Source organism: Rhizobium sp. 3T7 (genome assembly GCF_020166565.1).
Taxonomy (GTDB): domain Bacteria; phylum Pseudomonadota; class Alphaproteobacteria; order Rhizobiales; family Rhizobiaceae; genus Rhizobium.
This window is the reverse complement of the sequence record NZ_JAIQXS010000016.1, coordinates 20,330-41,868: the sequence shown is the minus strand read 5'-3', so window position 1 is coordinate 41,868 and position 21,539 is coordinate 20,330. Positions and strand designations below refer to the sequence as shown.

Sequence of the window (21,539 nt, the reverse complement as noted above, 5' to 3'; positions counted from 1 at the left end):
ATCGCGTTGTCACGCGATGCCCTTCGGTTTTCACATGTATAGGTCGATCAGCCCTTGGCGACCGCGGCAACTTCGGCGGCGAAGTCGCTCTCTTCCTTCTCGACGCCCTCGCCGAGGAGAAGACGTGCCATGCCAACGACTTCGATCTTGGCGCCGGCTTCCTTTTCAGCTTCCTTGACCGCAGCACCAACCGTCAGGTCGGGGTTGATCACGAAGGCCTGCGAGAGCAGAGCGACTTCTTCGAAGAACTTGCGCATGCGGCCTTCGACCATCTTTTCGATGATCGCTTCCGGCTTGCCGGACTCGCGAGCCTGTTCGATGAAGACGTTGCGTTCGCGCTCGGCAACGGCAGCGTCAACTTCTTCCGCGCGGATGGCGAGCGGGTTGGTCGCAGCAATGTGCATGGCGACCTGGCGGCCGATCGAGGTCAGGACGGCCTTGTCGCCTTCCGACTTCAGGGCAACGAGAACGCCGAGCTTGCCGATGCCGTCGCCGGCAGCGTTGTGGATGTAGGTCGCGACAACGCCGTGCTCGACTTCGAGCTTAGCAGCGCGACGGAGCGTCATGTTTTCGCCGATGGTTGCGATCGCGTCCTTGATGGTATCGGCGACCGGCTTGCCGGATGCCGGGTAGGTCGCAGCCGCGACGGCTTCAACCGTGCCATCGGTCGTCAGAGCAACGTTGGCGATGCCGCGAACGAGATCCTGGAAGGCGTCGTTACGGGCAACGAAGTCGGTTTCCGAGTTGAGCTCGACGACAACAGCCTTGTGGCCGGCGCCGGCGATGGCGATCAGGCCTTCAGCGGCGGCGCGACCAGCCTTCTTGTCGGCCTTGGAGATGCCTTTGGCGCGCAGCCAGTCGATCGACGCTTCGATGTCGCCGTTGTTTTCAAGCAGCGCCTTCTTGCAGTCCATCATGCCTGCGCCGGACTTTTCACGAAGTTCCTTCACCAGTGCAGCCGTAATCTCGGTCATAAGCTTCCTCTTGTCGGTTCAAACGGTGGCCCGCGAAAGGCGGTGCGGCACCGGATTGAGGCACGAAATGTACCTGTATGTATGACAGCATGATGAATAACGCGTCATAACGAAACTCAATTGGCGAAAGGCAGATCGCCCTCGCCTGAAACGGTCAAGGCCGCCGAACTTCCGAGAGTCGCGAGCGGCCTTTCCCAATCTCTGGAAAGCACAGCGGACCATTCAGTCCGCCTGCTTCTTCTATCAGGCTTCGGCTTCGCCTTCGAGTGCCGGCTCAACCGGAGCTTCGATCGATGCACCGAGGTCGCGGCCCGACGAGCTCTGCTGGCGAGCGATACCGTCGATGGCAGCGCGCGCGATCAGGTCGCAGTAGAGAGCGATGGCGCGCGAAGCGTCGTCGTTGCCCGGGATCGGATAGTCGATCAGGTCCGGGTCGCAGTTCGAGTCGATGATTGCGACAACCGGGATGCCGAGGCGCTTGGCTTCGTCGATCGCGATCTTTTCCTTGTTGGTGTCGATGATGAACATCAGGTCCGGCGTGCCGCCCATGTCCTTGATACCACCGAGAGCCTTGTCGAGCTTTTCGCGCTCGCGCTCGAGGGTCAGGCGTTCCTTCTTGGAGTAGCCGGACTGCTCGGAGCTAAGGATTTCGTCGAGCTTGCGCAGGCGCTGGATCGAGTTGGAGATCGTCTTCCAGTTGGTCATCATGCCGCCGAGCCAACGCGAGTTGACGTAGTACTGAGCGGAACGCTTGGCCGAGTCAGCGATGAGCTCAGAAGCCTGGCGCTTGGTGCCGACGAAGAGAACGCGGCCACCACGAGCAACGGTGTCTGAGACAACCTGCAGGGCGCGCGACAGCATCGGAACGGTCTGAGCGAGGTCGATGATGTGGATGTTGTTACGATCGCCGAAAATGTACGGCTTCATCTTCGGGTTCCAGCGGTGCGTCTGGTGGCCGAAGTGGACGCCTGCCTCGAGGAGCTGGCGCATAGAGAAATCGGGCAATGCCATGCCTTGTTATCCTTTTCCGGTTGAACCTCCGCAAGGCTAACAGCATCCTCTTTGAGAATGCCACCGGGCGGAACCATCCGGATTTCTCCCGGACAATCCCATGCCTTACGTGTGGAATGCGGGTGCCCTTACCCCCCCTTCGGCGGAAAATCAAGGCTTCCAGCGAAAAAAGCGACAAAGGAAGTCGCGGGGGATCGTTCGTATGGGCGTGTCGTCACGACGCTCCGTCAATCGGAGGCACATGGCCAGCTTGCCGGCGCGGAAAGGCCGGTCGGCAGTTTCGTCTTCGCATCGCCGCAAGCGAGATCGACCTGCGCTTGTTCAAGGCCCGTTGCGGCGGACAGATCAAGCCCTTCGATTCGCGTCAAAAACATGAAGGCACGATCGAAGGCGATCGGCCCGTCAAAACTGGCGCCGCTGAGGTCCGCACGCGAAAGATTGGCGAGCGAAAACCTAGCGCCAGTCAGCACCGCCTTGCTGAAGCTCGCACGACCGAGCTCGGCTTTCTCGAAATTGGCGCCGCTGAGCTTTGCGCCGTTGAAATTGGCGCGCTGCAGTTCCGCGCCGGCAAACGACGCCCCTTCCGCGAAGACATTCTCGAAGCCGGACCGATAGGCCTCGATCTTCGAGAAGTTCGCGTTGCCTGCCTGCGCCCCCGTGAACCAGGCGCGCACCAGCGTCGCCTTTTCTAGATTCGCGGAGGTCAGGTTCGTGCCGCTGAGATTGGTCAGACTGAGATCGGCGTCAGCCAGGTTGGCACCCTGAAAGTCGCTCCCCTGCAGCATGACATTCTTCTTGCTGCACCCGCTCCAATCGATGCCTGCCACCGGTGTGCTGCTGCAATTCGACGCCAATGCGGGAGCGCTCGCGAGCAACGTCAACGCGATCAGTCCGGTTGAGATGCCGGACAGTCCACCACTCAGTACATCATGCCGTATCGCCAAGATCCTCACTCCAATCCGACTCTTACGCCCAAATCAGCGCCCTTTCGGATTCCTAGCATAGAGAGGGTTTACTTAGACATACCGACAATCGTCGCGGCGAGCGTCCACGACGATTATTTGCACGCAGCCGATTTGCTATCGAGCAGTTCGAGCTTCGCAAGCCTGCCGCTTAGAACAAAATCGCCATAGTCCATCGTTAAATCACGCGTAATACCATTTTCGTAGAGCTTGAACGACATCCTGTAGACGGGCAAGGCGTCCGTCTTTGTGTTCTCATTGAAATACGAGATCGTGACCGGCCAGAAGGCAGCCTTCGCAAAGGCACCGGCATTGCCGGCATCGGCCTCATCGGCCGCAGGCGCAACCTGTTTGCCGACGACAGTCGTCGTGACCAGCGCCTTATCCCCATCATCCGAGCCGTCGAAGACACGCGCCTCGAACAGGCGCTTGCCAGCCTTGGCGTTCTGGATCACGTCCAACATATGTTCCGTCGGGAACCGGCTTGCGGCAAGCTGCAACTCCTTGCTGGTCGGCTGGGTCAAGGCAACCTTTACGCCTTCAGCCTGGTCCTGCGCGGCACCGTTGACTTCTTTGTCAAGCTGGTCGTCGGTGAAGGATTTGGTGTCGAAGGTGAACCTGCGGTCCTTGACGTTCTCGAAGGTCTTCGTCTGCTGGTCGCTGACGCGGACGGCATCGCCCGTATCGATCTGCGTCACGAAGCGGAAGTTGGTGGTGAAGCCCGTGCAGTAGTTGCCGTCGAACTCGTAAACCATGCGGCCCGACATGCCTGAAATGCCGGAGCGTTCGGAGGCATCCTTCAATTCCAGATCATAGACCGCCCGATGAGCGACAAGACCGGTCGCAATCGCGGCACTCGTTGCTGGCGCGGCCGCATAGACGGTCGTCGAAGCGCTCGCCAGAAGAAGTGCGGCAAGACTGGATCGGAACATTGACAATCTCCTGTTGGACTCGCCTGCAATGTTATAAGAACGCTTTCGGCCAAATCGAGGCTCGAAAATGTCACAATCTAGATTCCAAGCCTTGATGCATAATTTTAGAACTATTGACAATAAAAGCGGAGAGGAAAATGTCCGATCAAATCGCTGCGCGCCTGAAAGAAATGGGGATATCCCTGCCTGAGGCCGCGGCCCCGGCCGCAAACTACGTTCCCTACATTATCAGCGGAAACCTCCTCTACATATCCGGCCAGCTGCCGCTCGAAGGCGGCAAGATCGCCGTCTCCGGACATCTCGGCAAGAATGTCGACGTTGCGACTGGCCAACGTGCCGCGGAACTCTGTGCCATCAACATCCTTTCCCAAGCGCGTGCTGCTCTCGGCGGCGATCTCGGTCGCATCAAGCGCTTCATCAAGCTCAACGGCTTCGTCGCCTCCACGCCTGACTTCGTCGAACAGCACCTCGTGATCAATGGCGCCTCCAACCTGATTGCAGGCATCCTCGGTGAGGCCGGCAAGCATGCCCGCGCCGCCGTCGGCATGGCCGCCCTGCCGATGAACGCCGCTGTCGAAATCGATGCGATCGTGGAAATTGCCCAATGACCTCAGCTGCATGGCTCAAGGAACAGCCGGTCGCCCATCGCGGCTATCACGACCTCAACAAGGCCGTGTGGGAAAATACGCTCTCTGCCTTTTCGCGCGCGGTCGAAGCAGGCTTCGCGATCGAGTGCGATCTGCACTATGCCTCCGACGGTGTCCCGATTGTCTTCCACGACGAGGATCTGGAGCGCCTCTGCAAGCTCAAGGGAGATGTGCGCGAGCGTACGTCCAGGGAACTCGGCCTCATCTCCGTCGGCGGGACAGCCGACAAGATCCCGACGCTGCGGCAGCTGCTCGATCTCGTAAAGGGCCAGGTACCTCTGGTCATCGAACTGAAAGGCCGCGAGGCCGATGACGAAGGATTTGCGGAAGCGGTGCTAGACGTGCTGGAAGCCTACGAAGGCAAGGTCGCCCTGATGAGCTTTGACCACTGGCTGCTTCGGGATCTGAAGGCCCTCAATGCGCCCTATCCGCTTGGCCTAACAGCAGGAGGTAACAAACCGGAAGAGTTCGAAGTGCATGAAAAGGCCATGGCACTCGGCCTCGACTTCATTTCTTATTTCTTCGCCGATCTGCCGAACCCGTTCATCACGGCGCAGCGCGAAAAGGGCATCGTGGTCATCACCTGGACCGTGCGTGACGAAAAGGGTCGCAAGCACACGTTCGAGAATGCCGACCAGATGACATTCGAGGGATTCGATCCGCGCGTTTCGGTTTGACGCTCGCTTTTTGGACAAGATCATGCGCAGACTGATGGTGAGCCCTATTCTCCTCCCAAACGGTCTCGCATTCGCTCCATGACAGACGAACTTTCAATCCGCATCGAGCGGTCTTTCACCGCGATATCCCAGGAGAGCTGGTCACGGCTTTCCGGGGCCTCCTCGAAAGGCAACACCCTCGCCTACAATCCCTTCGTGTCGCATGCTTTTCTGTCCTCGCTCGAGGAATCGGGATCAGCGACGGCGCAAACCGGCTGGATGGGCCACCATCTGCTATTGGAAACGGACAAAGGCGACCTCATCGGCGCCCTCCCCGGCTACCTGAAGAATCATAGCCAGGGCGAGTATGTTTTCGACCACGGCTGGGCCGATGCCTTCGAACGAGCGGGCGGACGGTATTATCCGAAGCTGCAATGCTCCATTCCCTTTACCCCTGCGACCGGCCCGCGTCTGCTTGTCGCCGAAGGTTTGCAGCGCCTGCCGATCCAGCATGCCATAGCCGAGAGCCTCCAGGAAGTCGTGCGCCGGCTTGGCGTGTCTTCCGCCCATATTACGTTCGTACCCGAGGACGAGATTGGCATCTTCGAGGGCGAGGATTACCTGCATAGGACTGACCAGCAGTTCCATTTCATCAATGAAGGCTATGCCAATCACGAGGAGTTTCTTGAGACGCTAGCGTCGCGCAAGCGCAAGGCACTTCGCAAGGAACGCCGCACCGCCCTCGAACACGGCATCAGCATCGATTGGCTGACCGGCAGCGATCTAACCGAACGCATCTGGGACCAGTTCTTCGCCTTTTATATGGATACAGGCGGCCGAAAGTGGGGCCGGCCGTACCTGACGCGCAAGTTCTACTCGCTGATCGGCGAGCGTATGCCGGACGATATCCTGCTCGTCATGGCAAAACGCGACGGTCGCTACATTGCCGGGGCGATCAACTTCATCGGTGGCGATACGCTCTATGGCCGACACTGGGGATGCATCGAGGACCACCCATACCTGCATTTCGAGGTCTGTTATCATCAGGCGATCGACTTCGCTCTGGCAAAGGGCCTCAAGCGTGTTGAAGCCGGAGCACAGGGCGAACACAAGCTGGCACGAGGTTACCTGCCGGTGACAACCCACTCCGCGCATTATGTTGCACATGCGGGGTTGCGCCGGGCGATCGCCGACTATCTCGATCGGGAGCGCGACGACGTCGAACAGATGAACGAGATCCTGACGGAGCACAGCCCATTTCGAAAGGGCGAGCGCCAGCAGGAGGATTGACGCTTTCGCCCCTGTCGCGCTACGCGATTACAGCAGCAAAGAGGAAATTTCGTATGACCAGCGCCGCCTACGACAGCAACAATATCTTCGCCAAGATCCTGCGCGGCGAAATTCCGTCACACCGAATTTTTGAGGATGAGAACACTGTTGCCTTCATGGACGTGATGCCGCAGGCACCAGGCCATGTGCTCGTCGTTCCCAAAGCGGCGTCACGCAATATTCTCGATGCCGATCCGGCGGTTCTTGTGCGGACGATCCCGATCGTGCAGAAGATCGCCAATGCCGTCAAGGAAGCATTCGATGCTGACGGCGTCCTCGTCTGCCAGTTCAACGAACCGGCCGCCGGCCAGTCCATCTTCCACCTGCATTTCCACGTGATCCCGCGCTACGAGGGCATGGCGCTGCGTCCGCATTCGGGCCAGATCGAGGACAATACGGTGCTCGCGGCCAACGCCGAGAAGATCAGGGCCGAGCTTTGATCAGGCTCTAGTCGCGGTCTCACGTCCGCGTAGTTATCCCCTAAACGATTGCGTACTTCAGCAAAGAAGAAGGCGGCACATGTGGCCGCCTTCTTCATTTACTTCTTCGGGACCCTGGGAACCGCGCTGCCCTTCCTGGGCGGGCTCTTCGCCTCAGCGACTGCCTTCGCCTTCTTGGCCATCGCCTTCTTCGCGCGGGCCTTCGTCTTCAGCTCGCCATCATCCTCATCATCGGCCTCGGGATGCGCGACTTCGGCTTCCGGTTTCGGCTTGATCGGCGCGCTGTCCGGCACCGCTTCCAGGATGATGCCGGGCTTGCCGTCTTCCTTCGGACCGACGGTGACGTGGACGACGCCGCCCTTCCGCAGCTTGCCGAAGAGGATTTCGTTGGCCAGTGGCTTCTTGATGACGTCCTGGATGACGCGGGCAAGCGGGCGGGCTCCCATCTTGTCGTCGTAGCCCTTTTCGGCCAGCCAGGCGATGGCATCTTCCTGCAGATCGAAGGTCACATTCCGCTCGGAAAGCTGAGCTTCGAGTTGCATGATGAACTTCTGCACGACCTTGTGGATGACCTCCGTCGGAAGCGCCGCGAACGGGATGATCGCGTCGAGACGGTTACGGAACTCGGGCGTGAACAGGCGCGTCAACGCCTCCTCGTCCTCGCCTGTGCGCTTGGACGAGCCGAAGCCGATCGCGGCCTTGGCCATCTCCGACGCACCCGCATTTGTCGTCATGATCAGGATAACGTTACGGAAGTCGATCTTCTTGCCGTTGTGGTCGGTCAGCGTGCCGTGGTCCATCACCTGCAACAGAATGTTGTAGATGTCAGGATGCGCCTTCTCGATTTCATCGAGCAGCACAACGCAATGCGGGTGCTGGTCGACGCCATCGGTCAGGAGGCCGCCCTGGTCGAAACCGACATAGCCGGGAGGTGCTCCGAGCAGACGCGACACCGTATGCCGCTCCATGTACTCCGACATGTCGAAGCGCAGGAGTTCAACGCCGAGCGACGACGCCAGCTGTTTGGCAACCTCGGTCTTGCCGACGCCGGTCGGGCCGGAGAAGACGTAGGAGCCGATCGGCTTGTTCGGTTCGCGCAGGCCCGCGCGAGCGAGCTTGATCGAGGTCGACAGCGCCTCGATCGCCTTGTCCTGGCCGTAGACGACGGAACGCAGTTCTTGCTCGAGGTTGGCAAGGACAGCTTCGTCATCCTTCGACACCGTCTTCGGCGGGATACGCGCCATTGTTGCGACCGTTGCCTCGATCTCCTTCTCAGTGATTAGCTTGCGGCGCTTGGAAGGCGGCAGCAGCATCTGGGCAGCACCAGTCTCATCGATAACGTCGATCGCCTTGTCGGGCAGCTTGCGATCCGAAATGTAGCGGGCTGACAGCTCGACAGCCGTCTTGATCGCCTCGTTTGAGTAACGCAAGTGATGATACTCTTCGAAATAAGGTTTCAGGCCCTTCATGATTTCGATCGCATCATCAATCGACGGTTCGTTGACGTCGATCTTCTGGAAGCGGCGAACCAGAGCACGGTCCTTCTCGAAGAACTGGCGGTATTCCTTATAGGTCGTCGAACCGATGCAACGGATCGCACCCGAGGACAGAGCCGGCTTCAAGAGGTTTGAGGCATCCATCGCGCCGCCCGAGGTCGCGCCTGCGCCGATGACGGTGTGGATCTCGTCGATGAACAGCACGGCGCCCGGATACTCTTCCAGTTCCTTGACGACCTGCTTCAGGCGCTCTTCGAAATCGCCGCGATAGCGTGTACCGGCAAGAAGGGTGCCCATATCCAGCGAGAAGATTGTGGCGTCTGCCAGTGCTTCCGGCACCTTGCCTTCGACGATGCGTTTGGCAAGGCCTTCGGCGATCGCCGTCTTGCCGACGCCTGGGTCACCAACGTAGAGCGGGTTGTTCTTCGAGCGACGGCAGAGAACCTGGATTGTGCGATTGACCTCGGCCTGACGGCCGATCAACGGATCGATCTTGCCGCTCTTGGCCTTCTCATTGAGATTCACGCAGTAAGCCTTCAGAGCGTCCTGCTGCTTCTTGGAGCCGTTCTCTTCCTGATCACCGCTGCCGCGCGAAGCCGGCTTGCTCTCGGATTCGCCATCGTCGGCGCCACGCGGCGGACGCGACTCGGATGAGCCCGGACGCTTGCCGATCCCGTGGGAGATATAATTGACAGCATCGTAGCGGGTCATCTCCTGCTCCTGCAGGAAGTAAGCAGCATGGCTCTCACGTTCGGCAAAAATGGCAACCAGGACGTTTGCCCCTGTGACCTCCTCGCGACCGGATGACTGCACATGGATCACCGCTCGCTGGATAACGCGCTGGAAGCCGGAGGTCGGCTTGGAGTCCTCATCATAGCCGGTGACCAAATTGGAGAGTTCGTTATCGACATATTCAACAAGCGTTTTGCGCAGCGCGTCGAGGTCGACATTGCAGGCCCCCATAACCGCGGCCGCATCGGCATCGTCGATCAGGGCGAGCAGCAGATGCTCGAGCGTGGCATATTCGTGATGCCGCTCGTTGGCAAAGGTCAGTGCCTGATGGAGCGCCTTCTCAAGACTAGGCGAAAATGTTGGCACGTTCAGATCCTCACTTCTTTTCCATGACGCATTGCAGCGGATGCTGGTGCTGTCGGGCGAAGTCCATCACCTGGCTCACCTTCGTCTCCGCTACCTCGTATGTAAATATTCCGCATTCACCGACACCATGATTGTGGACGTGCAGCATGATGCGGGTGGCACTTTCACGATCCTTCTGAAAAAAACGCTCGAGGATATGAATGACAAATTCCATGGGAGTGTAGTCGTCATTCAAGAGTAGCACGCGGTAGAGATTGGGCTTCTTGGTCTTCGGCTTCGTGCGTGTGATGACCGAGGTTCCGCGATTTCCGTTGTCCCCGTTCCTTTCGCTGTCGTTTTGCATCCGGATCGGCGCTGCGATCATTTTCTTTCATTCCTCGATCAGTCCAACGGGGCCTTGGGAGGAGTATTCCCCGCCGAATATTCGAAATACTAACTTAGTTCATCCTGGAGCGATTTTAAGCCCCTCGTTTCACACTGCAATCACAATTCGGCCGGTCTCGACGCAAAGACACAGAAACTGGCGATGGCCAGCCAACAGGCATCGTGAAAAAAGAAAAGACCGGCCGCAGATGCGTAGCCGGTCTCCGTTTTTCAAGAGCTATGAGGCTCTCGCCGCGTATCTTTATGCCGCGGCGGGCGCGACGACTGCAGCCGCTTTCGTCGCCTTCGCGGTCGTTGTGGCAACAGGCCCTTCGTAGGGCTTGTAGGCGCTCTTGGCGAGATCGGAATACATCTCACCGAGCTTGGTGGCTTCGGTCACGAAGTTCTCGTATGCGGTTTTCACATAGTTGGTCTGCAGTTCGAACGCAGCTTCGAAGCTGCGCGCCCCAGACAGGCTTTCGAAATGCGTAACCGTATCCTGGAAGGATTTTTTTGAATATTCTACGGCTTCGGCCGCGATTGCCTGAAAGCCCTTGGCGGTATCCGAATAGCTCTTCAGCACCGTATCCATGGCTTCCTTGCTCTTCCGGTTGGCTTCATCGAAGTTCAACATGACCATCATCCTCCTTGGCCTTTGCGGCAGGTGAAGCGTAGCTGCAATGCACAAATAGTCAAGCAGCATTGTGCATCGCAAAACAATCCCTGATTGCATACCTGAATCCTCGCTTTTCAGCAGCGCAGGATGGCCATATCTCAATAACTGATTTTGCTAAAATATATCAGGCGCGCCGCAACCAGAAGCTTTGCTAAAAATGTCGCCGCGGCGCCAATAGCATCGAGCCGTCAATCGAGAAGCTCAGCTGGAACCTTTCCGCCGTTCTCGGCAAGTCGTTTCATCAAAGCCTTGTGCAGAAACATGTTCATGGTGGCGGTGTCGTGCGGATCGCCTTTGAAGCCGAGCTCCGCCGCGAGCTCCCTGCGCTCCACAAGGCTCGCGTCCATGCCGACCGCCTTCATGAGGTCAACGATCGAATGACGCCAATCCAACTTCTGTCCGCTCTTCTTCACCGCCGCGTCCAACAGCGGCACGATGTCAATCGGAGCTGCTGCGGCGGCTGGCGTCGGTGCCGGCTGCGGCGTGGCTGCGGGCGCAGCGCCTGGTGCTGCTACGGTCGACGATGGAGCGGGTATGGCGGACGGAGTGACCGAAGCGGCCACGGCTTCACCAAAAATCGCATTCTTGATCTTGTCGAAAATACCCATTCTCGGCATCCCTCCTTAGGGCCAGAGCACATGCTCAGCGGAGGAGATGGAGCATTCTGCGGACGGGTCCAGAGAAGGAAGTCCAATTTTCCGCTAGAGATTGCCTCGCGAAAAGAAACAATCGGAGGTGTGCGAGATCAAGCTCGAGCCGCGTCGCAAATCGATCGAGCGGCCCATGAGAAGCCAGCCGCTTGGGTGCGAGCTGATAGACGGGCGGCAAAAAGACAGGCCGCCCGTCAATCACAGATCAGAGATCGACGTCGAGGATCGCCATCGAGAAATTGTAGGAGCGGTCGCCGTCCTCGTCATCGATATAGACGACGCCCAGAAATTCTTCGCCGAGATAGACTTCAGCGGAATCGTTCTTTCGCGGGCGTGCCTTGACGATCACCTGCGGGTTGAACGTGCGCTTGAAATAGGCGTCGAGCTTCTTGATTTCTTCGGGCTTCACACTGCATCTCCTGAGCGGTCTCGGTTGGCCGCTTCTTGCATGGGAAAGACGGCGCTGTAAAGGCACGGGGACAGACGCATGAACGCTATCCCCGCCGATATGCCACACTGTTAAGGCGCGCGCGGCTCAAATATCCGCGCCGATCACCTGATCCATTATTCGCGACGGTTCCGAACACCCTGCTTCTCCGACCACCTTGGCCGGCACACCCGCCACGGTCGTCTTGGGCGGCACCGCCTTCAGCACAACGGAGCCAGCGGCAACGCGCGAGCAATAACCGATCTCGATGTTGCCGAGAATCTTCGCGCCGGCGCCGATCAGGACACCGCTGCCGATCTTTGGATGCCGGTCCGAGCCTTCCTTGCCGGTGCCACCGAGCGTGACGCCGTGCAGGATGGACACGTTGTCGCCGATCACAGCGGTTTCACCAACGACCAACCCCGTGGCATGATCGAGGAAAATACCCCTGCCGATACGCGCCGCGGGATTGATGTCGGTCTGGAAAACGCTCGACGATCTGCTCTGCAGATATAGCGCCAGATCGCGCCGGCCGCGGTTCAGCAGCCAATGCGCCAGGCGGTGTGTCTGCAGCGCGTGGAATCCCTTGAAATAGAGCACAGCTTCCATGAAGCGCAGGCATGCGGGGTCGCGATCATAGATCGCCTGGATGTCGACGCGCAAAATGGCACTCCACTCGGGCCAGTCCTCCAGCATCTGATCGAACGTCTGGCGCAACAGGATCGCTTGCATGTCCGGATGGTCGAGACGTTCACAGATGCGGTAGATCACGCACTCTTCGAGCGACCGGTAGTTGAGCACGGTCGAGTAGAGAAATGCGGCCAGCACCGGATCATTTTCTGCGGCAGCACGCGCTTCCTCGCGCAGGCTGTCCCAGATCGGATCCATCACCTTGAGAGGATTGCCTGTCTCAAGGGAGCGAATGTCTGTCTTTGCGACCATGAAAGGTCTCCTCGTATGCGTAGGATCGGCTCTATATAGGGCAAAAACCTGTTAACATAAATGGGTGCTTGGGGAATCGTTCCTGCGGTGCTCGAACCGCCACGACAAATCCCGCGTCACCGTCCGGAGACTTCGACGAAGAACTCCAGCACCGCCTTCTTGAAAACCCGGTCTCCCACGGCCAGCATGTGATCGCGGCCAGGAATATCAAGCGCCTGGGCATGGGGCATCAATGCCGCAAGCTCCTGAGCGGAACCCGCGATGTCATCCCTCGTTCCAACGCCGATTAGTGTCGGAGCGTCGATTTTCGCCATGTCGGATCGTGCGACAAGATCACGCGATCCCTTGATACAGGCAGCGAGCGCGTCGCGGTCGCTTTTCGTCTGATCGGCAAAAGCACGGAACATGCGTCCGCGATCGTGGATAACATCATCGAGCGACGGCGCCAGCAAAGCATCCGCAATCGGATCCCAATCGCCGACACCATCCGTCATGCCGATCCCGAGACCGCCGAGTACCAGCGAGCGGACGCGATCTGGATTGGCAAGCGCCGTGAACACGGAAATGCGGGCTCCCATCGAATAGCCCATGATGTTGGCTTCCGGAATTCCGAGGTGATCGAGGAGCGCGACCGCGTCGCTGGCCATATGCCACGGACGATAGGCCTCGGCGTCGCGTGGCTTGTCGCTTGCACCATGTCCGCGATTGTCTATGGCGATGACGCGATAACCCGCCTCGCCCAGCGTCTTCAGCCAACCCGGATGAACCCAGTTCACGTTGGCGCTGGAGGCAAATCCGTGGATCAGCAGCACCGGCGCCCCGGACGGATCGCCTTCGTCGAAGAAGGCAAGCTTCAGACCATCATGCGTGAAGCTGGAAAAGGCGGGCGTATTCAAGTTCATCGGACTGTCCTTTTTTGCCGGACCATATTTTATAGGTCGTCGAACTGAAACCCTCGCAGTTGCAAAAACTGTGCGTCCCTCTTCTCTTTGGCTCTACACATTTGTGGTGAACGACTATAAGGTCCGCGCACGTTACAAAGCATTCGGAGACGAACATGGCCGGCCACAACATTCCCCACTTCCAGAACGACGGCGGACACCGCGTTATCGAAGTCGGTGTGAAAGAGTTCATGTGCACCGGCGCCTCTGTTCCGTTCGATCACCCGCACATCTTCATCGACATGGGCGACGAGAACGAGAAGGTCTGCTCGTACTGCTCGACCCTTTATCGCTTCAACGGTGCGCTGAAGGCAAACCAGACCAATCCGGCTGGCTGCGTCTTCCACGTCAGGGCAGCCTGACACCCCCAATTTAAGATCGGACAGCCTATGCCGGCTGAACATGCCGCCATTGTCGGCGCGGGCGTAGCGGGCCTTGCGGCTGCACTGGCGATGGCTCGGTGCGGCATCAGCTCCGAGATTTTCGAGCAGGCACCTGAACTGACTGAAGTCGGGGCCGGTCTGCAGATTTCGCCGAATGCTTCACGTATTCTGGCGGAACTGGGCATCCTCGAGCGCCTGACTGACGCCTGGCTCGAGCCAGACTCCATTCGGCTTATGTCCGGAACGACGCTGCGTCAGCTCGCAACCGTCCCTGCTGGTGGATTTGCACGTGCCCGGTGGGGTGCGCCCTATGGTGTCCTCCATCGCTCCACCTTGCAGCGGACGCTGTTTGACGCCGTCGCCAAAGAGCCGCTTTGCAAACTGCATCTTGGAGCGCGGATCAAGGGCCGGACATTGTCGGAGCTAACACGCCCGGCGGATCTTCTGATTGGCGCCGACGGCGTCTGGTCGCAGGTTCGGGAAGACATCGAAGGCAGCCCCTCACCACGGTTCTCCGGCAACATCGCCTACCGCTTCACGATTAACGCGGCAAACGCACCCACCTTTCTTGAACGCACGAGCGTCTCGGCATTCCTTGGTCCGTCAGCCCATCTCGTCTGTTATCCGCTTCGAGAAACCAGCAGTTTCAATATGGTGGCGATCACCGCCGGCAATGCCGCGTCGCATGACTGGACGACGCAACCGACGGAAGCGCAGCGTCAACAGCTGCTTTCGCGGTTTTCCCGATGGCATCCTGCCGTGGCCAGACTTTTCTCCAAGACAGGCGACATCACCTTCTGGCCTCTCTATGAAACGACAAATGGGCGTTGGCAAAATGGCCGCGATTGCGTCCTTATTGGCGACGCTGCACATGCAATGATGCCCTTTGCGGCACAGGGTGCTGCAATGGCGATTGAAGACGCCTTTGAGCTGGCGATGTTCGTGGCAACACGGCCGGTTGCCGAAGCGCTGCGGTTGTACGAAGCACATCGCACCCCGCGGATAGCACGGCTTCGTCAGCGCGGCGCATTCAACCAGTTTGCCTATCACGCCCGCGGACCGATACGTGTAGGGCGTGACATCGTCCTAGCGCTGCGGCCGCCGCAAAGTCTCGCGGCGGATCTCGACTGGATTTACGGCTACCGCGCAGGCGCCTGATCAGACAGCCTTGACTGCGGCAAAGCCACGTTCGATATCGGCCTTGATATCGACGACATCTTCAAGCCCGATCTGCAAGCGGATGACCGGTCCTTCGCTTGGCGCTTTTCGAATGCGACGATCGTTCAAATTAACATGAATGGCGAGACTCTCGAAACCGCCCCACGACCAGCCAAGACCGAATATCCGCAGCGCGTCGAGGAAAGCGTGCGCCTTGGCCTTGAACTTCTCCGGGGCGTCGACGGCGAGCACGAAGGAGAAGATGCCGCTCGCCCCCTTGAAATCGCGCTTCCACAATTCGTGCGACGGGAAGCTCGGCAGCGCCGGATGCAGCACCGTGGCGACATCCTCCCTGCCCTCAAGCCACTTGGCGATCGTGAGCGCGCTCTCGTAATGGCGCTCCAGGCGCACACCCATGGTGCGCAACCCGCGCAGGATCTGATAGGCGTCGTCGGGGGCGCCGCAAATGCCAAGCGTTATGTTCGCTTCATGGAGCTGCGGCCAATATTTGGCATTTGCCGAGACCGTCCCCATCAAGATATCGGAGTGCCCGGACGGGTATTTCGTGGCGGCGTGAATGGAGATGTCGGCGCCGAAGTCGAGCGGCTTGAAGTAGACCGGCGTCGCCCAGGTGTTGTCCATCGTCACCACCGCACCGTGCTTGTGCGCGATTGCGGCAATCGTCGGAATATCCTGCATTTCGAAAGTATTCGAGCCTGGCGCTTCCGTATGGACGAGCTTGGTGTTCGGCTTGATCAGCGCTTCGATGCCCGCGCCCACCAGCGGATCGTAGTAGTCGACCTCAACGCCGAGGCGCTTCAGCATCGTATCGCAGAAATGCCGGGTCGGCCCATAAACCGAATCGACGATCAAAGCGTGGTCGCCGGCCGAGAGGAACGCCAGGAACGGGACGGTAACAGCCGCAAGGCCCGATGGCACGAGAATCGTTCCAGCCGACCCTTCCAGGGCATCGATCGCCTCGCAAAGGGCATCGGTTGTCGGGGTCCCGCGCGTTCCGTACGTGTACTTCTGCGCACGGGTTTCCATTGCTCGTGCATTTGGAAAGAGCACTGTCGAGGCGTGGACGACCGGCGGATTGACGAAGCCATGGAATTCGGCCGGGTCGTTGCCGAGGTGGGCAAGGCGCGTGTTGATGCCAGCGTTCTGAAGCGGGCCTTCTTTATCATTCATATTGGAAATGCCTTTGGCGGTGGGGATGCGGTCGGCAAACTCTTGAACCGCACGAAACGATCGGTCAACCCCGAAGCCGGACCACGTGCAGCATCCCTGTCATGCAGATTCCCCAGATATATCAGCGGTTCTGCGCGATTTTTTTCGGCAAAGGCCGCCAATTCGATAGCCATCTGCTCATTTTGTGCTCCTCAATTAGGGAATTGCCGAAATATCACGCAATCTTTCACTGCGACACTTGACCGTGGTGACATTTGCGACTGTGATAGAACCACTCGCGCCGGGAGGGTGTCGGGTCGTCTGGGAGGTTTCGCTTGCTTCGGCGAACGCTCTCACAAAAAGATAAGACAAAGGAAAAGGTTGGGAAAAATGAAGATTAAGCTTCTGTCCGCCGCCATCGGCGCAGCAGTTTTCGGACTTGGCGCCTCGGCAGCTTCTGCCACCACGCTCGAAGACGTAAAGGCAAAGGGTTTTGTTCAGTGCGGCGTCAACACCGGCCTTCTTGGTTTCGCGCAGCCTGACGCTTCTGGCAATTGGGCCGGCTTCGACGTCGACTTCTGCAAGGCCGTTGCTTCCGCCGTTTTTGGCGACCCGACCAAGGTGAAGTACACGCCACTGTCGGCCAAGGACCGCTTCCCGGCGCTGAAGTCGGGCGAAGTTGATGTTCTGTCGCGCAACACAACCTGGACGATCAACCGCGATACGGCGCAAGGCTTCAACTTCCGCCCGGTCACTTATTATGACGGTCAGGGTTTTATGGTTCGCAAGAGCCTCAACGTGAAGTCGGCACTCGAACTTTCCGGCGCCGCCGTTTGCGTCCAGGCCGGCACAACGACGGAACTGAACCTCGCCGACTACTTCAAGTCGAACAACCTTCAGTACAATCCGGTCGTTTTCGAGAAGCTCGAAGAAGTCAACGCTGCCTATGACGCGGGTCGTTGCGACGTCTACACGACCGACCAGTCCGGCCTCTACTCGCTGCGTCTGACGCTGAAGAATCCGGACGAGCATATGGTTCTTCCGGAAATCATCTCGAAGGAGCCCCTTGGACCAGCCGTTCGTCAGGGTGACGATCAGTGGTTCGACATCGTATCGTGGACGGCTTATGCCCTCGTCAATGCCGAAGAGTTCGGGATTACCCAGGCAAACGTCGATGAGATGAAGAACTCTGCAAACCCCGACATCAAACGCTTCCTCGGCGCAGAAGCCGATACGAAGATCGGTACCGACATGGGGCTCACCAACGAGTGGGCCTATAACATCGTCAAGGGCGTCGGAAACTACGGTGAAGTCTTCGACCGCAATGTCGGCAAAGGCAGCCCGCTCAAGATCGAGCGCGGCCTGAACGCACTGTGGAACAAGGGCGGCATCCAATACGCTCCGCCGGTCCGTTGATCGGCTAGCTACGACTTGGGAAGGCGGCTAGCCGCCTTCCCAAAATAAAGAGAAAAGCCCGAAAACGGGCTCATAGGGGATTAGGCTCGGCATGACGCAAGAGGCTGTGCACACGTCGCATGTGCTAAGCACTGGCTGGAGGTTCCAGTCGGTGATCTACGACCCGAGATTTCGGGGCATTTTCTTCCAAGTTCTGACCGTCGCGATCATCGTCGGATTCGTGTGGTGGATTACCCATAACACGGCTGAGAATCTCGCGCGCTCCGGCACCGCCTCCGGCTTCGGCTTTCTGAGCGGGCGAGCCGGCTTCGACATCGGCCAGTCGCTGATCGATTACTCCAGCGATGCCACCTATCGCCGAGCCCTCGTGGTCGGCTTCCTGAATACCATTCTCGTTGCGGTCACCGGCATCATAACAGCCACGATTATCGGCTTTATCGTCGGTATCGGGCGCCTGTCGCATAACTGGCTGATCGCCAAGCTTTGCACCGTCTATGTCGAGGTCTTCCGCAACATCCCGCCGCTGCTCGTCATCTTCTTCTGGTATCAGGGCGTTCTTGCCGTCCTGCCAGGGGCGCGCGAATCGCTGCATCTACCGCTGAACATGTTCCTCAACAATCGGGGGCTCGCCTTCCCCAAGCCGATCTTCGGTGAAGGCATGTGGACGGTTGGCGTGGCATTCCTGATTGGGATCGTCGTAACCACAATCGTCGCACGCTGGGCACACAAGCGTCAGGCAGCGACCGGCAAGCAATTCCATACGGTCTGGGTTTCCATCGGGCTGATCGTCGGCCTGCCGATATTGGCATTCCTTTTGGCCGGCATGCCGCTGTCGTTCGACGTACCTGTGGCCGGCAAGTTCAATCTGACCGGTGGCTCCGTCGTCGGGCCGGAATTCATGTCGTTGTTCCTGGCTCTGTCCTTTTATACGGCGGCGTTCATTGCTGAAATCGTCCGCGCTGGTATTCGCGGCGTCCCTAAGGGCCAGTCGGAAGCAGCAGGCGCGCTTGGGCTCCATCCGTCAAGCATCACGCGCCTCGTTGTCATCCCGCAAGCGCTGCGCATCATCATTCCGCCGCTCACCAGCCAGTACCTGAACCTGACGAAGAACTCATCGCTGGCGATCGCCATCGGTTTCGCGGACCTCGTCGCCGTCGGCGGCACGATCCTCAACCAGACAGGCCAGGCGATCGAAGTCGTATTCATCTGGGCAATCGTCTACCTCGCGATCAGCTTCGTGACGTCGCTGTTCATGAATTGGTTCAACGCCAAGATGGCTCTGGTGGAGAGATAAGATGTCGGTATCCAGCCAATCCTTCGTCAGGACCGCCTTTATCGACCCGGCGCCAGCACCGCGCAGCGAAAGCGGCGCGTGGGCCTGGGTTCGCAAGAACCTGCTAGCAACGCCCAAAGACATTGTCCTGACCGTCATTGCTGTCACCTTCCTGGCGTGGGCGCTGCCGCATATGATCAACTGGCTGTTCATTCAGGCCGTCTGGACCGGAACGGACCGCACGTTCTGCGCAACCGCCGTTCAGGGCGGCACTCAGCCCGACGGCTGGAGCGGCGCCTGCTGGGCATTCGTTAATGCAAAGCTCGACCAGTTCGTGTTCGGTCGATATCCCCTCGATGAGCGCTGGCGCCCGACGATCGTCGGGATTTTGTTCGTGCTGCTGCTCGCACCCATGCTGATCCCCAAGGCGCCGTTCAAGCGCATCAACGCCATTCTGCTGTTTGCTGTCCTGCCGCTTCTTGCCTTCTGGCTGCTTTACGGCGGCTTCGGCCTCGAGATCGTCGACACGCCACTCTGGGGCGGCCTGATGGTGACGCTGGTGCTGTCGTTCGTCGGCATCGCCGTGTCGCTGCCGTTTGGCATCATCTTGGCACTCGGTCGCCGCTCGAATATGCCCGTCATCAAGATGGTCTGCGTCGCCTTCATTGAGATCATCCGCGGCATACCGCTGATCACGGTGCTCTTCATGGCAAGCGTAATGCTGCCGCTGTTCCTGCCGGCCGGCTATACGATCGACAAGCTCTTGCGCGCGTTAATCGGTGTCGCGATCTTTGCCTCCGCTTATATGGCCGAGGTCATCCGCGGCGGCCTGCAGGCGATCCCGAAGGGCCAGTCCGAGGGTGCCGATTCGCTCGGCCTAGGCTACTGGCAGAAGATGCGGCTGGTCATCCTGCCGCAGGCGATCAAGCTGGTCATCCCCGGTATCGTCAACACCTTCATCGGCATGTTCAAGGACACCTCGCTGGTATCGATCATCGGCATGTTCGATCTGCTTGGCATTGTCCGGTTCAACTTTACCGACGCCAATTGGGCAAGCGCAGTGACGCCGTTGACGGGGCTGATTTTTGCTGGTTTCGTTTTTTGGCTGTTCTGCTTCGGCATGTCGCGCTATTCAGGCTTTATGGAACGCTATCTCGATACCGGCCACAAACGATAAAAGATCAAGGGAACGAACACATGGCTGAGGCTCAACCTAAGAAGATGACCGTTTCGGCAACGGACGTTGCCGTCGACATCATCGGCATGAACAAGTGGTACGGCGATTTTCACGTGCTGCGCGACATCAATTTGAAGGTGATGCGCGGCGAGCGCATCGTCATTGCCGGCCCGTCCGGCTCCGGCAAATCGACGATGATCCGTTGCATCAACCGTCTGGAGGAGCACCAGAAGGGCCAGATCATCGTTGATGGTGTCGAACTCACCAACGACCTGAAGAAGATCGATGAAGTGCGCCGCGAAGTCGGCATGGTCTTCCAGCACTTCAACCTCTTCCCACATTTGACCATTCTGGAAAACTGCACGCTTGCACCGATCTGGGTGCGCAAGATGCCGAAGAAGCAGGCGGAAGAGGTCGCCATGCACTTCCTGAAGCGCGTCAAGATCCCGGAGCAGGCCAATAAATATCCGGGTCAGCTCTCGGGCGGACAGCAGCAGCGCGTGGCGATCGCCCGTTCGCTCTGCATGAACCCGAAGATCATGCTTTTCGACGAGCCGACCTCGGCGCTCGACCCCGAAATGATCAAGGAAGTTCTGGAGACCATGGTCGGGCTGGCTGAGGAAGGCATGACCATGCTCTGCGTGACGCACGAGATGGGCTTCGCGCGCCAGGTCGCCAACCGCGTGATCTTCATGGACCAGGGCCAGATCGTCGAGCAGAATTCGCCGGCTGAGTTCTTCGACAATCCGCAGCACGAGCGCACCAAGCTGTTCCTCAGCCAGATTTTGCACTAGGCCGATTTGGCGAGCGCCCAATTGAAGGCCGTCGGAGTTTCCGGCGGCCTTTTCGTTTCAAGGGCGCTTGTGGCGGTTCAGTTTGAGCACCAAGCACCGTATCCCGACAAGTAGAAGGCCCCGAAAACGGAGCCTTTCGAGATCAGGAATGGTCCATTAGCCCTTCAGCTTGGCGTTGCAGAGGCTGTAGAAGCCGCCCCCCTTCTGGATCCACTTCAGACCATTGAGCGTATTGGCGTCCTTGTTCTGGTGATAGGCGTCGACGCAGGTGTGCATCCGGCCCTTGCCGGGCGTTTCCTTCGCATACTTCGGTGCAATGGCTGCCGGGAACGAAACGCCCTTGGGCGCCGTCATTGTCGGCTTTGCCGGTTCTTCGCCGCTATTGAGCGTGACATCCGGCTCCGCGGTCGCATCCGGACCGCACTGCGCCTTGCGGAAATCATTCCACTTCATGTCCTTTGCAGAACCGTCAGCCTGGGCCGCCTTGTACTTTGCGCTGCATTCCTTCATGCTCAGTGCCGAGGACGGCGTTGCAAACGCCAGCGCCCCGAGCAGGGAAACGGATGCAAGAATAGTCACAGGCTTCATCATGATCTTTCCTCCACGCCTCTAGGGGCTAGCGAA

At 58.9% G+C, this 21,539-nt stretch carries 23 protein-coding genes; 10 read left to right on the top strand and 13 right to left on the bottom strand.

Features of this window, described 5'->3' with window-relative positions; all coding sequences use genetic code 11:
• Window positions 1–47: 47 nt before the first annotated feature.
• The 4 genes from tsf to K9B32_RS20470 all read right to left on the bottom strand — a co-directional run bounded on the left by tsf (window position 48) and on the right by K9B32_RS20470 (window position 3,879).
• Window positions 48–974, bottom strand: a complete 927-nt coding sequence (gene tsf / locus K9B32_RS20485; RefSeq protein WP_112659409.1) for a translation elongation factor Ts — start codon at window positions 972–974, stop codon at window positions 48–50.
• Window positions 975–1,217: 243 nt separating this feature from the next.
• Complete coding sequence (rpsB, locus tag K9B32_RS20480; protein ID WP_007790363.1) at window positions 1,218–1,985, bottom strand: 30S ribosomal protein S2; 768 nt, start codon at window positions 1,983–1,985, stop codon at window positions 1,218–1,220.
• Window positions 1,986–2,212: 227 nt separating this feature from the next.
• Window positions 2,213–2,929 (bottom strand): pentapeptide repeat-containing protein, encoded by a 717-nt coding sequence (locus tag K9B32_RS20475; protein ID WP_224565476.1) that lies wholly within the window; start codon window positions 2,927–2,929, stop codon window positions 2,213–2,215.
• Window positions 2,930–3,042: 113 nt separating this feature from the next.
• Complete coding sequence (locus tag K9B32_RS20470) at window positions 3,043–3,879, bottom strand: cell envelope integrity EipB family protein (protein WP_224565474.1); 837 nt, start codon at window positions 3,877–3,879, stop codon at window positions 3,043–3,045.
• A gap of 137 nt (window positions 3,880–4,016) precedes the next feature.
• Between K9B32_RS20470 and K9B32_RS20465 the strand changes: the two genes are divergently transcribed.
• The 4 genes from K9B32_RS20465 (at window position 4,017) to K9B32_RS20450 (ending at window position 6,951) form a co-directional block, all read left to right on the top strand.
• Entirely contained in the window at window positions 4,017–4,487 is a 471-nt protein-coding gene (locus tag K9B32_RS20465) for a RidA family protein (RefSeq protein WP_224565472.1), read from the top strand.
• Window positions 4,484–5,203, top strand: coding sequence for a glycerophosphodiester phosphodiesterase (locus K9B32_RS20460; protein ID WP_224565470.1), 720 nt, complete (start codon window positions 4,484–4,486; stop codon window positions 5,201–5,203). Before K9B32_RS20465 ends, K9B32_RS20460 begins: the two co-directional genes overlap by 4 nt.
• A 78-nt stretch (window positions 5,204–5,281) precedes the next feature.
• Entirely contained in the window at window positions 5,282–6,472 is a 1,191-nt protein-coding gene (locus K9B32_RS20455) for a GNAT family N-acetyltransferase (RefSeq protein ID WP_224565468.1), read from the top strand.
• A gap of 53 nt (window positions 6,473–6,525) precedes the next feature.
• A complete protein-coding gene (locus K9B32_RS20450; RefSeq protein WP_224565466.1) occupies window positions 6,526–6,951 on the top strand; it encodes an HIT family protein in 426 nt (141 codons plus the stop codon).
• A gap of 98 nt (window positions 6,952–7,049) precedes the next feature.
• On the opposite strand, the gene clpA is transcribed toward K9B32_RS20450, so the two are convergent.
• The 7 genes from clpA to K9B32_RS20415 all read right to left on the bottom strand — a co-directional run bounded on the left by clpA (window position 7,050) and on the right by K9B32_RS20415 (window position 13,505).
• Window positions 7,050–9,545 carry an ATP-dependent Clp protease ATP-binding subunit ClpA gene (gene clpA / locus K9B32_RS20445; RefSeq protein ID WP_224565464.1) on the bottom strand — a complete coding sequence of 832 codons (2,496 nt, stop codon included), beginning with the start codon at window positions 9,543–9,545 and terminating at the stop codon, window positions 7,050–7,052.
• Between the two features lie 10 nt (window positions 9,546–9,555).
• Window positions 9,556–9,909 (bottom strand): ATP-dependent Clp protease adapter ClpS, encoded by a 354-nt coding sequence (gene clpS, locus K9B32_RS20440; RefSeq protein ID WP_007790346.1) that lies wholly within the window; start codon window positions 9,907–9,909, stop codon window positions 9,556–9,558.
• Between the two features lie 261 nt (window positions 9,910–10,170).
• Window positions 10,171–10,542, bottom strand: coding sequence for a phasin family protein (locus tag K9B32_RS20435; RefSeq protein WP_224565462.1), 372 nt, complete (start codon window positions 10,540–10,542; stop codon window positions 10,171–10,173).
• Between the two features lie 230 nt (window positions 10,543–10,772).
• A complete protein-coding gene (locus K9B32_RS20430) occupies window positions 10,773–11,192 on the bottom strand; it encodes a DUF3597 domain-containing protein (RefSeq protein WP_224565460.1) in 420 nt (139 codons plus the stop codon).
• Window positions 11,193–11,439: 247 nt separating this feature from the next.
• The gene (locus tag K9B32_RS20425) at window positions 11,440–11,643 is read right to left on the bottom strand and encodes a DUF3126 family protein (RefSeq protein ID WP_007532353.1); all 204 of its coding nucleotides are present in this window, start codon (window positions 11,641–11,643) and stop codon (window positions 11,440–11,442) included.
• 126 nt (window positions 11,644–11,769) lie between these two features.
• The gene (cysE, locus tag K9B32_RS20420) at window positions 11,770–12,603 is read right to left on the bottom strand and encodes a serine O-acetyltransferase (RefSeq protein ID WP_037069840.1); all 834 of its coding nucleotides are present in this window, start codon (window positions 12,601–12,603) and stop codon (window positions 11,770–11,772) included.
• 116 nt (window positions 12,604–12,719) lie between these two features.
• Window positions 12,720–13,505 carry an alpha/beta fold hydrolase gene (locus K9B32_RS20415; RefSeq protein WP_224565458.1) on the bottom strand — a complete coding sequence of 262 codons (786 nt, stop codon included), beginning with the start codon at window positions 13,503–13,505 and terminating at the stop codon, window positions 12,720–12,722.
• A gap of 155 nt (window positions 13,506–13,660) precedes the next feature.
• Between K9B32_RS20415 and K9B32_RS20410 the strand changes: the two genes are divergently transcribed.
• Both K9B32_RS20410 and K9B32_RS20405 read left to right on the top strand, forming a co-directional pair.
• Window positions 13,661–13,906, top strand: coding sequence for a zinc-finger domain-containing protein (locus K9B32_RS20410; protein ID WP_224565456.1), 246 nt, complete (start codon window positions 13,661–13,663; stop codon window positions 13,904–13,906).
• A 27-nt stretch (window positions 13,907–13,933) separates the two neighbouring features.
• Window positions 13,934–15,085, top strand: a complete 1,152-nt coding sequence (locus tag K9B32_RS20405; protein WP_224565454.1) for an FAD-dependent monooxygenase — start codon at window positions 13,934–13,936, stop codon at window positions 15,083–15,085.
• On the opposite strand, the gene K9B32_RS20400 is transcribed toward K9B32_RS20405, so the two are convergent.
• Window positions 15,086–16,276 (bottom strand): cystathionine beta-lyase, encoded by a 1,191-nt coding sequence (locus K9B32_RS20400; protein ID WP_224565452.1) that lies wholly within the window; start codon window positions 16,274–16,276, stop codon window positions 15,086–15,088.
• A 369-nt stretch (window positions 16,277–16,645) separates the two neighbouring features.
• Between K9B32_RS20400 and K9B32_RS20395 the strand changes: the two genes are divergently transcribed.
• From K9B32_RS20395 to K9B32_RS20380, 4 genes are all read left to right on the top strand, one after another.
• A complete protein-coding gene (locus tag K9B32_RS20395; RefSeq protein ID WP_224565450.1) occupies window positions 16,646–17,671 on the top strand; it encodes an amino acid ABC transporter substrate-binding protein in 1,026 nt (341 codons plus the stop codon).
• Window positions 17,672–17,762: 91 nt separating this feature from the next.
• A complete protein-coding gene (locus K9B32_RS20390) occupies window positions 17,763–18,965 on the top strand; it encodes an amino acid ABC transporter permease (RefSeq protein WP_224565448.1) in 1,203 nt (400 codons plus the stop codon).
• 1 nt (window position 18,966) lies between these two features.
• Window positions 18,967–20,121: an amino acid ABC transporter permease gene (locus tag K9B32_RS20385; protein ID WP_224565446.1), complete on the top strand. Its 1,155-nt coding sequence runs from the start codon at window positions 18,967–18,969 to the stop codon at window positions 20,119–20,121.
• A gap of 20 nt (window positions 20,122–20,141) precedes the next feature.
• Window positions 20,142–20,915, top strand: a complete 774-nt coding sequence (locus K9B32_RS20380) for an amino acid ABC transporter ATP-binding protein (RefSeq protein WP_018859941.1) — start codon at window positions 20,142–20,144, stop codon at window positions 20,913–20,915.
• 156 nt (window positions 20,916–21,071) lie between these two features.
• On the opposite strand, the gene K9B32_RS20375 is transcribed toward K9B32_RS20380, so the two are convergent.
• Complete coding sequence (locus tag K9B32_RS20375; protein ID WP_224565444.1) at window positions 21,072–21,506, bottom strand: hypothetical protein; 435 nt, start codon at window positions 21,504–21,506, stop codon at window positions 21,072–21,074.
• Window positions 21,507–21,539 lie beyond the last annotated feature (33 nt).

Bases quoted from the DNA above. Each gene is read 5' to 3' on its own strand.
- tsf (WP_112659409.1), bottom strand. From the start codon at position 974: ATGACCGAGATTACGGCTGCACTGGTGAAGGAACTTCGTGAAAAGTCC.
- rpsB (WP_007790363.1), bottom strand. From the start codon at position 1,985: ATGGCATTGCCCGATTTCTCTATGCGCCAGCTCCTCGAGGCAGGCGTC.
- K9B32_RS20470 (WP_224565474.1), bottom strand. From the start codon at position 3,879: ATGTTCCGATCCAGTCTTGCCGCACTTCTTCTGGCGAGCGCTTCGACG.
- K9B32_RS20465 (WP_224565472.1), top strand. From the start codon at position 4,017: ATGTCCGATCAAATCGCTGCGCGCCTGAAAGAAATGGGGATATCCCTG.
- K9B32_RS20460 (WP_224565470.1), top strand. From the start codon at position 4,484: ATGACCTCAGCTGCATGGCTCAAGGAACAGCCGGTCGCCCATCGCGGC.
- K9B32_RS20455 (WP_224565468.1), top strand. From the start codon at position 5,282: ATGACAGACGAACTTTCAATCCGCATCGAGCGGTCTTTCACCGCGATA.
- K9B32_RS20450 (WP_224565466.1), top strand. From the start codon at position 6,526: ATGACCAGCGCCGCCTACGACAGCAACAATATCTTCGCCAAGATCCTG.
- clpS (WP_007790346.1), bottom strand. From the start codon at position 9,909: ATGATCGCAGCGCCGATCCGGATGCAAAACGACAGCGAAAGGAACGGG.
- K9B32_RS20435 (WP_224565462.1), bottom strand. From the start codon at position 10,542: ATGTTGAACTTCGATGAAGCCAACCGGAAGAGCAAGGAAGCCATGGAT.
- K9B32_RS20430 (WP_224565460.1), bottom strand. From the start codon at position 11,192: ATGGGTATTTTCGACAAGATCAAGAATGCGATTTTTGGTGAAGCCGTG.
- cysE (WP_037069840.1), bottom strand. From the start codon at position 12,603: ATGGTCGCAAAGACAGACATTCGCTCCCTTGAGACAGGCAATCCTCTC.
- K9B32_RS20415 (WP_224565458.1), bottom strand. From the start codon at position 13,505: ATGAACTTGAATACGCCCGCCTTTTCCAGCTTCACGCATGATGGTCTG.
- K9B32_RS20410 (WP_224565456.1), top strand. From the start codon at position 13,661: ATGGCCGGCCACAACATTCCCCACTTCCAGAACGACGGCGGACACCGC.
- K9B32_RS20405 (WP_224565454.1), top strand. From the start codon at position 13,934: ATGCCGGCTGAACATGCCGCCATTGTCGGCGCGGGCGTAGCGGGCCTT.
- K9B32_RS20400 (WP_224565452.1), bottom strand. From the start codon at position 16,276: ATGAATGATAAAGAAGGCCCGCTTCAGAACGCTGGCATCAACACGCGC.
- K9B32_RS20395 (WP_224565450.1), top strand. From the start codon at position 16,646: ATGAAGATTAAGCTTCTGTCCGCCGCCATCGGCGCAGCAGTTTTCGGA.
- K9B32_RS20390 (WP_224565448.1), top strand. From the start codon at position 17,763: ATGACGCAAGAGGCTGTGCACACGTCGCATGTGCTAAGCACTGGCTGG.
- K9B32_RS20385 (WP_224565446.1), top strand. From the start codon at position 18,967: ATGTCGGTATCCAGCCAATCCTTCGTCAGGACCGCCTTTATCGACCCG.
- K9B32_RS20380 (WP_018859941.1), top strand. From the start codon at position 20,142: ATGGCTGAGGCTCAACCTAAGAAGATGACCGTTTCGGCAACGGACGTT.
- K9B32_RS20375 (WP_224565444.1), bottom strand. From the start codon at position 21,506: ATGATGAAGCCTGTGACTATTCTTGCATCCGTTTCCCTGCTCGGGGCG.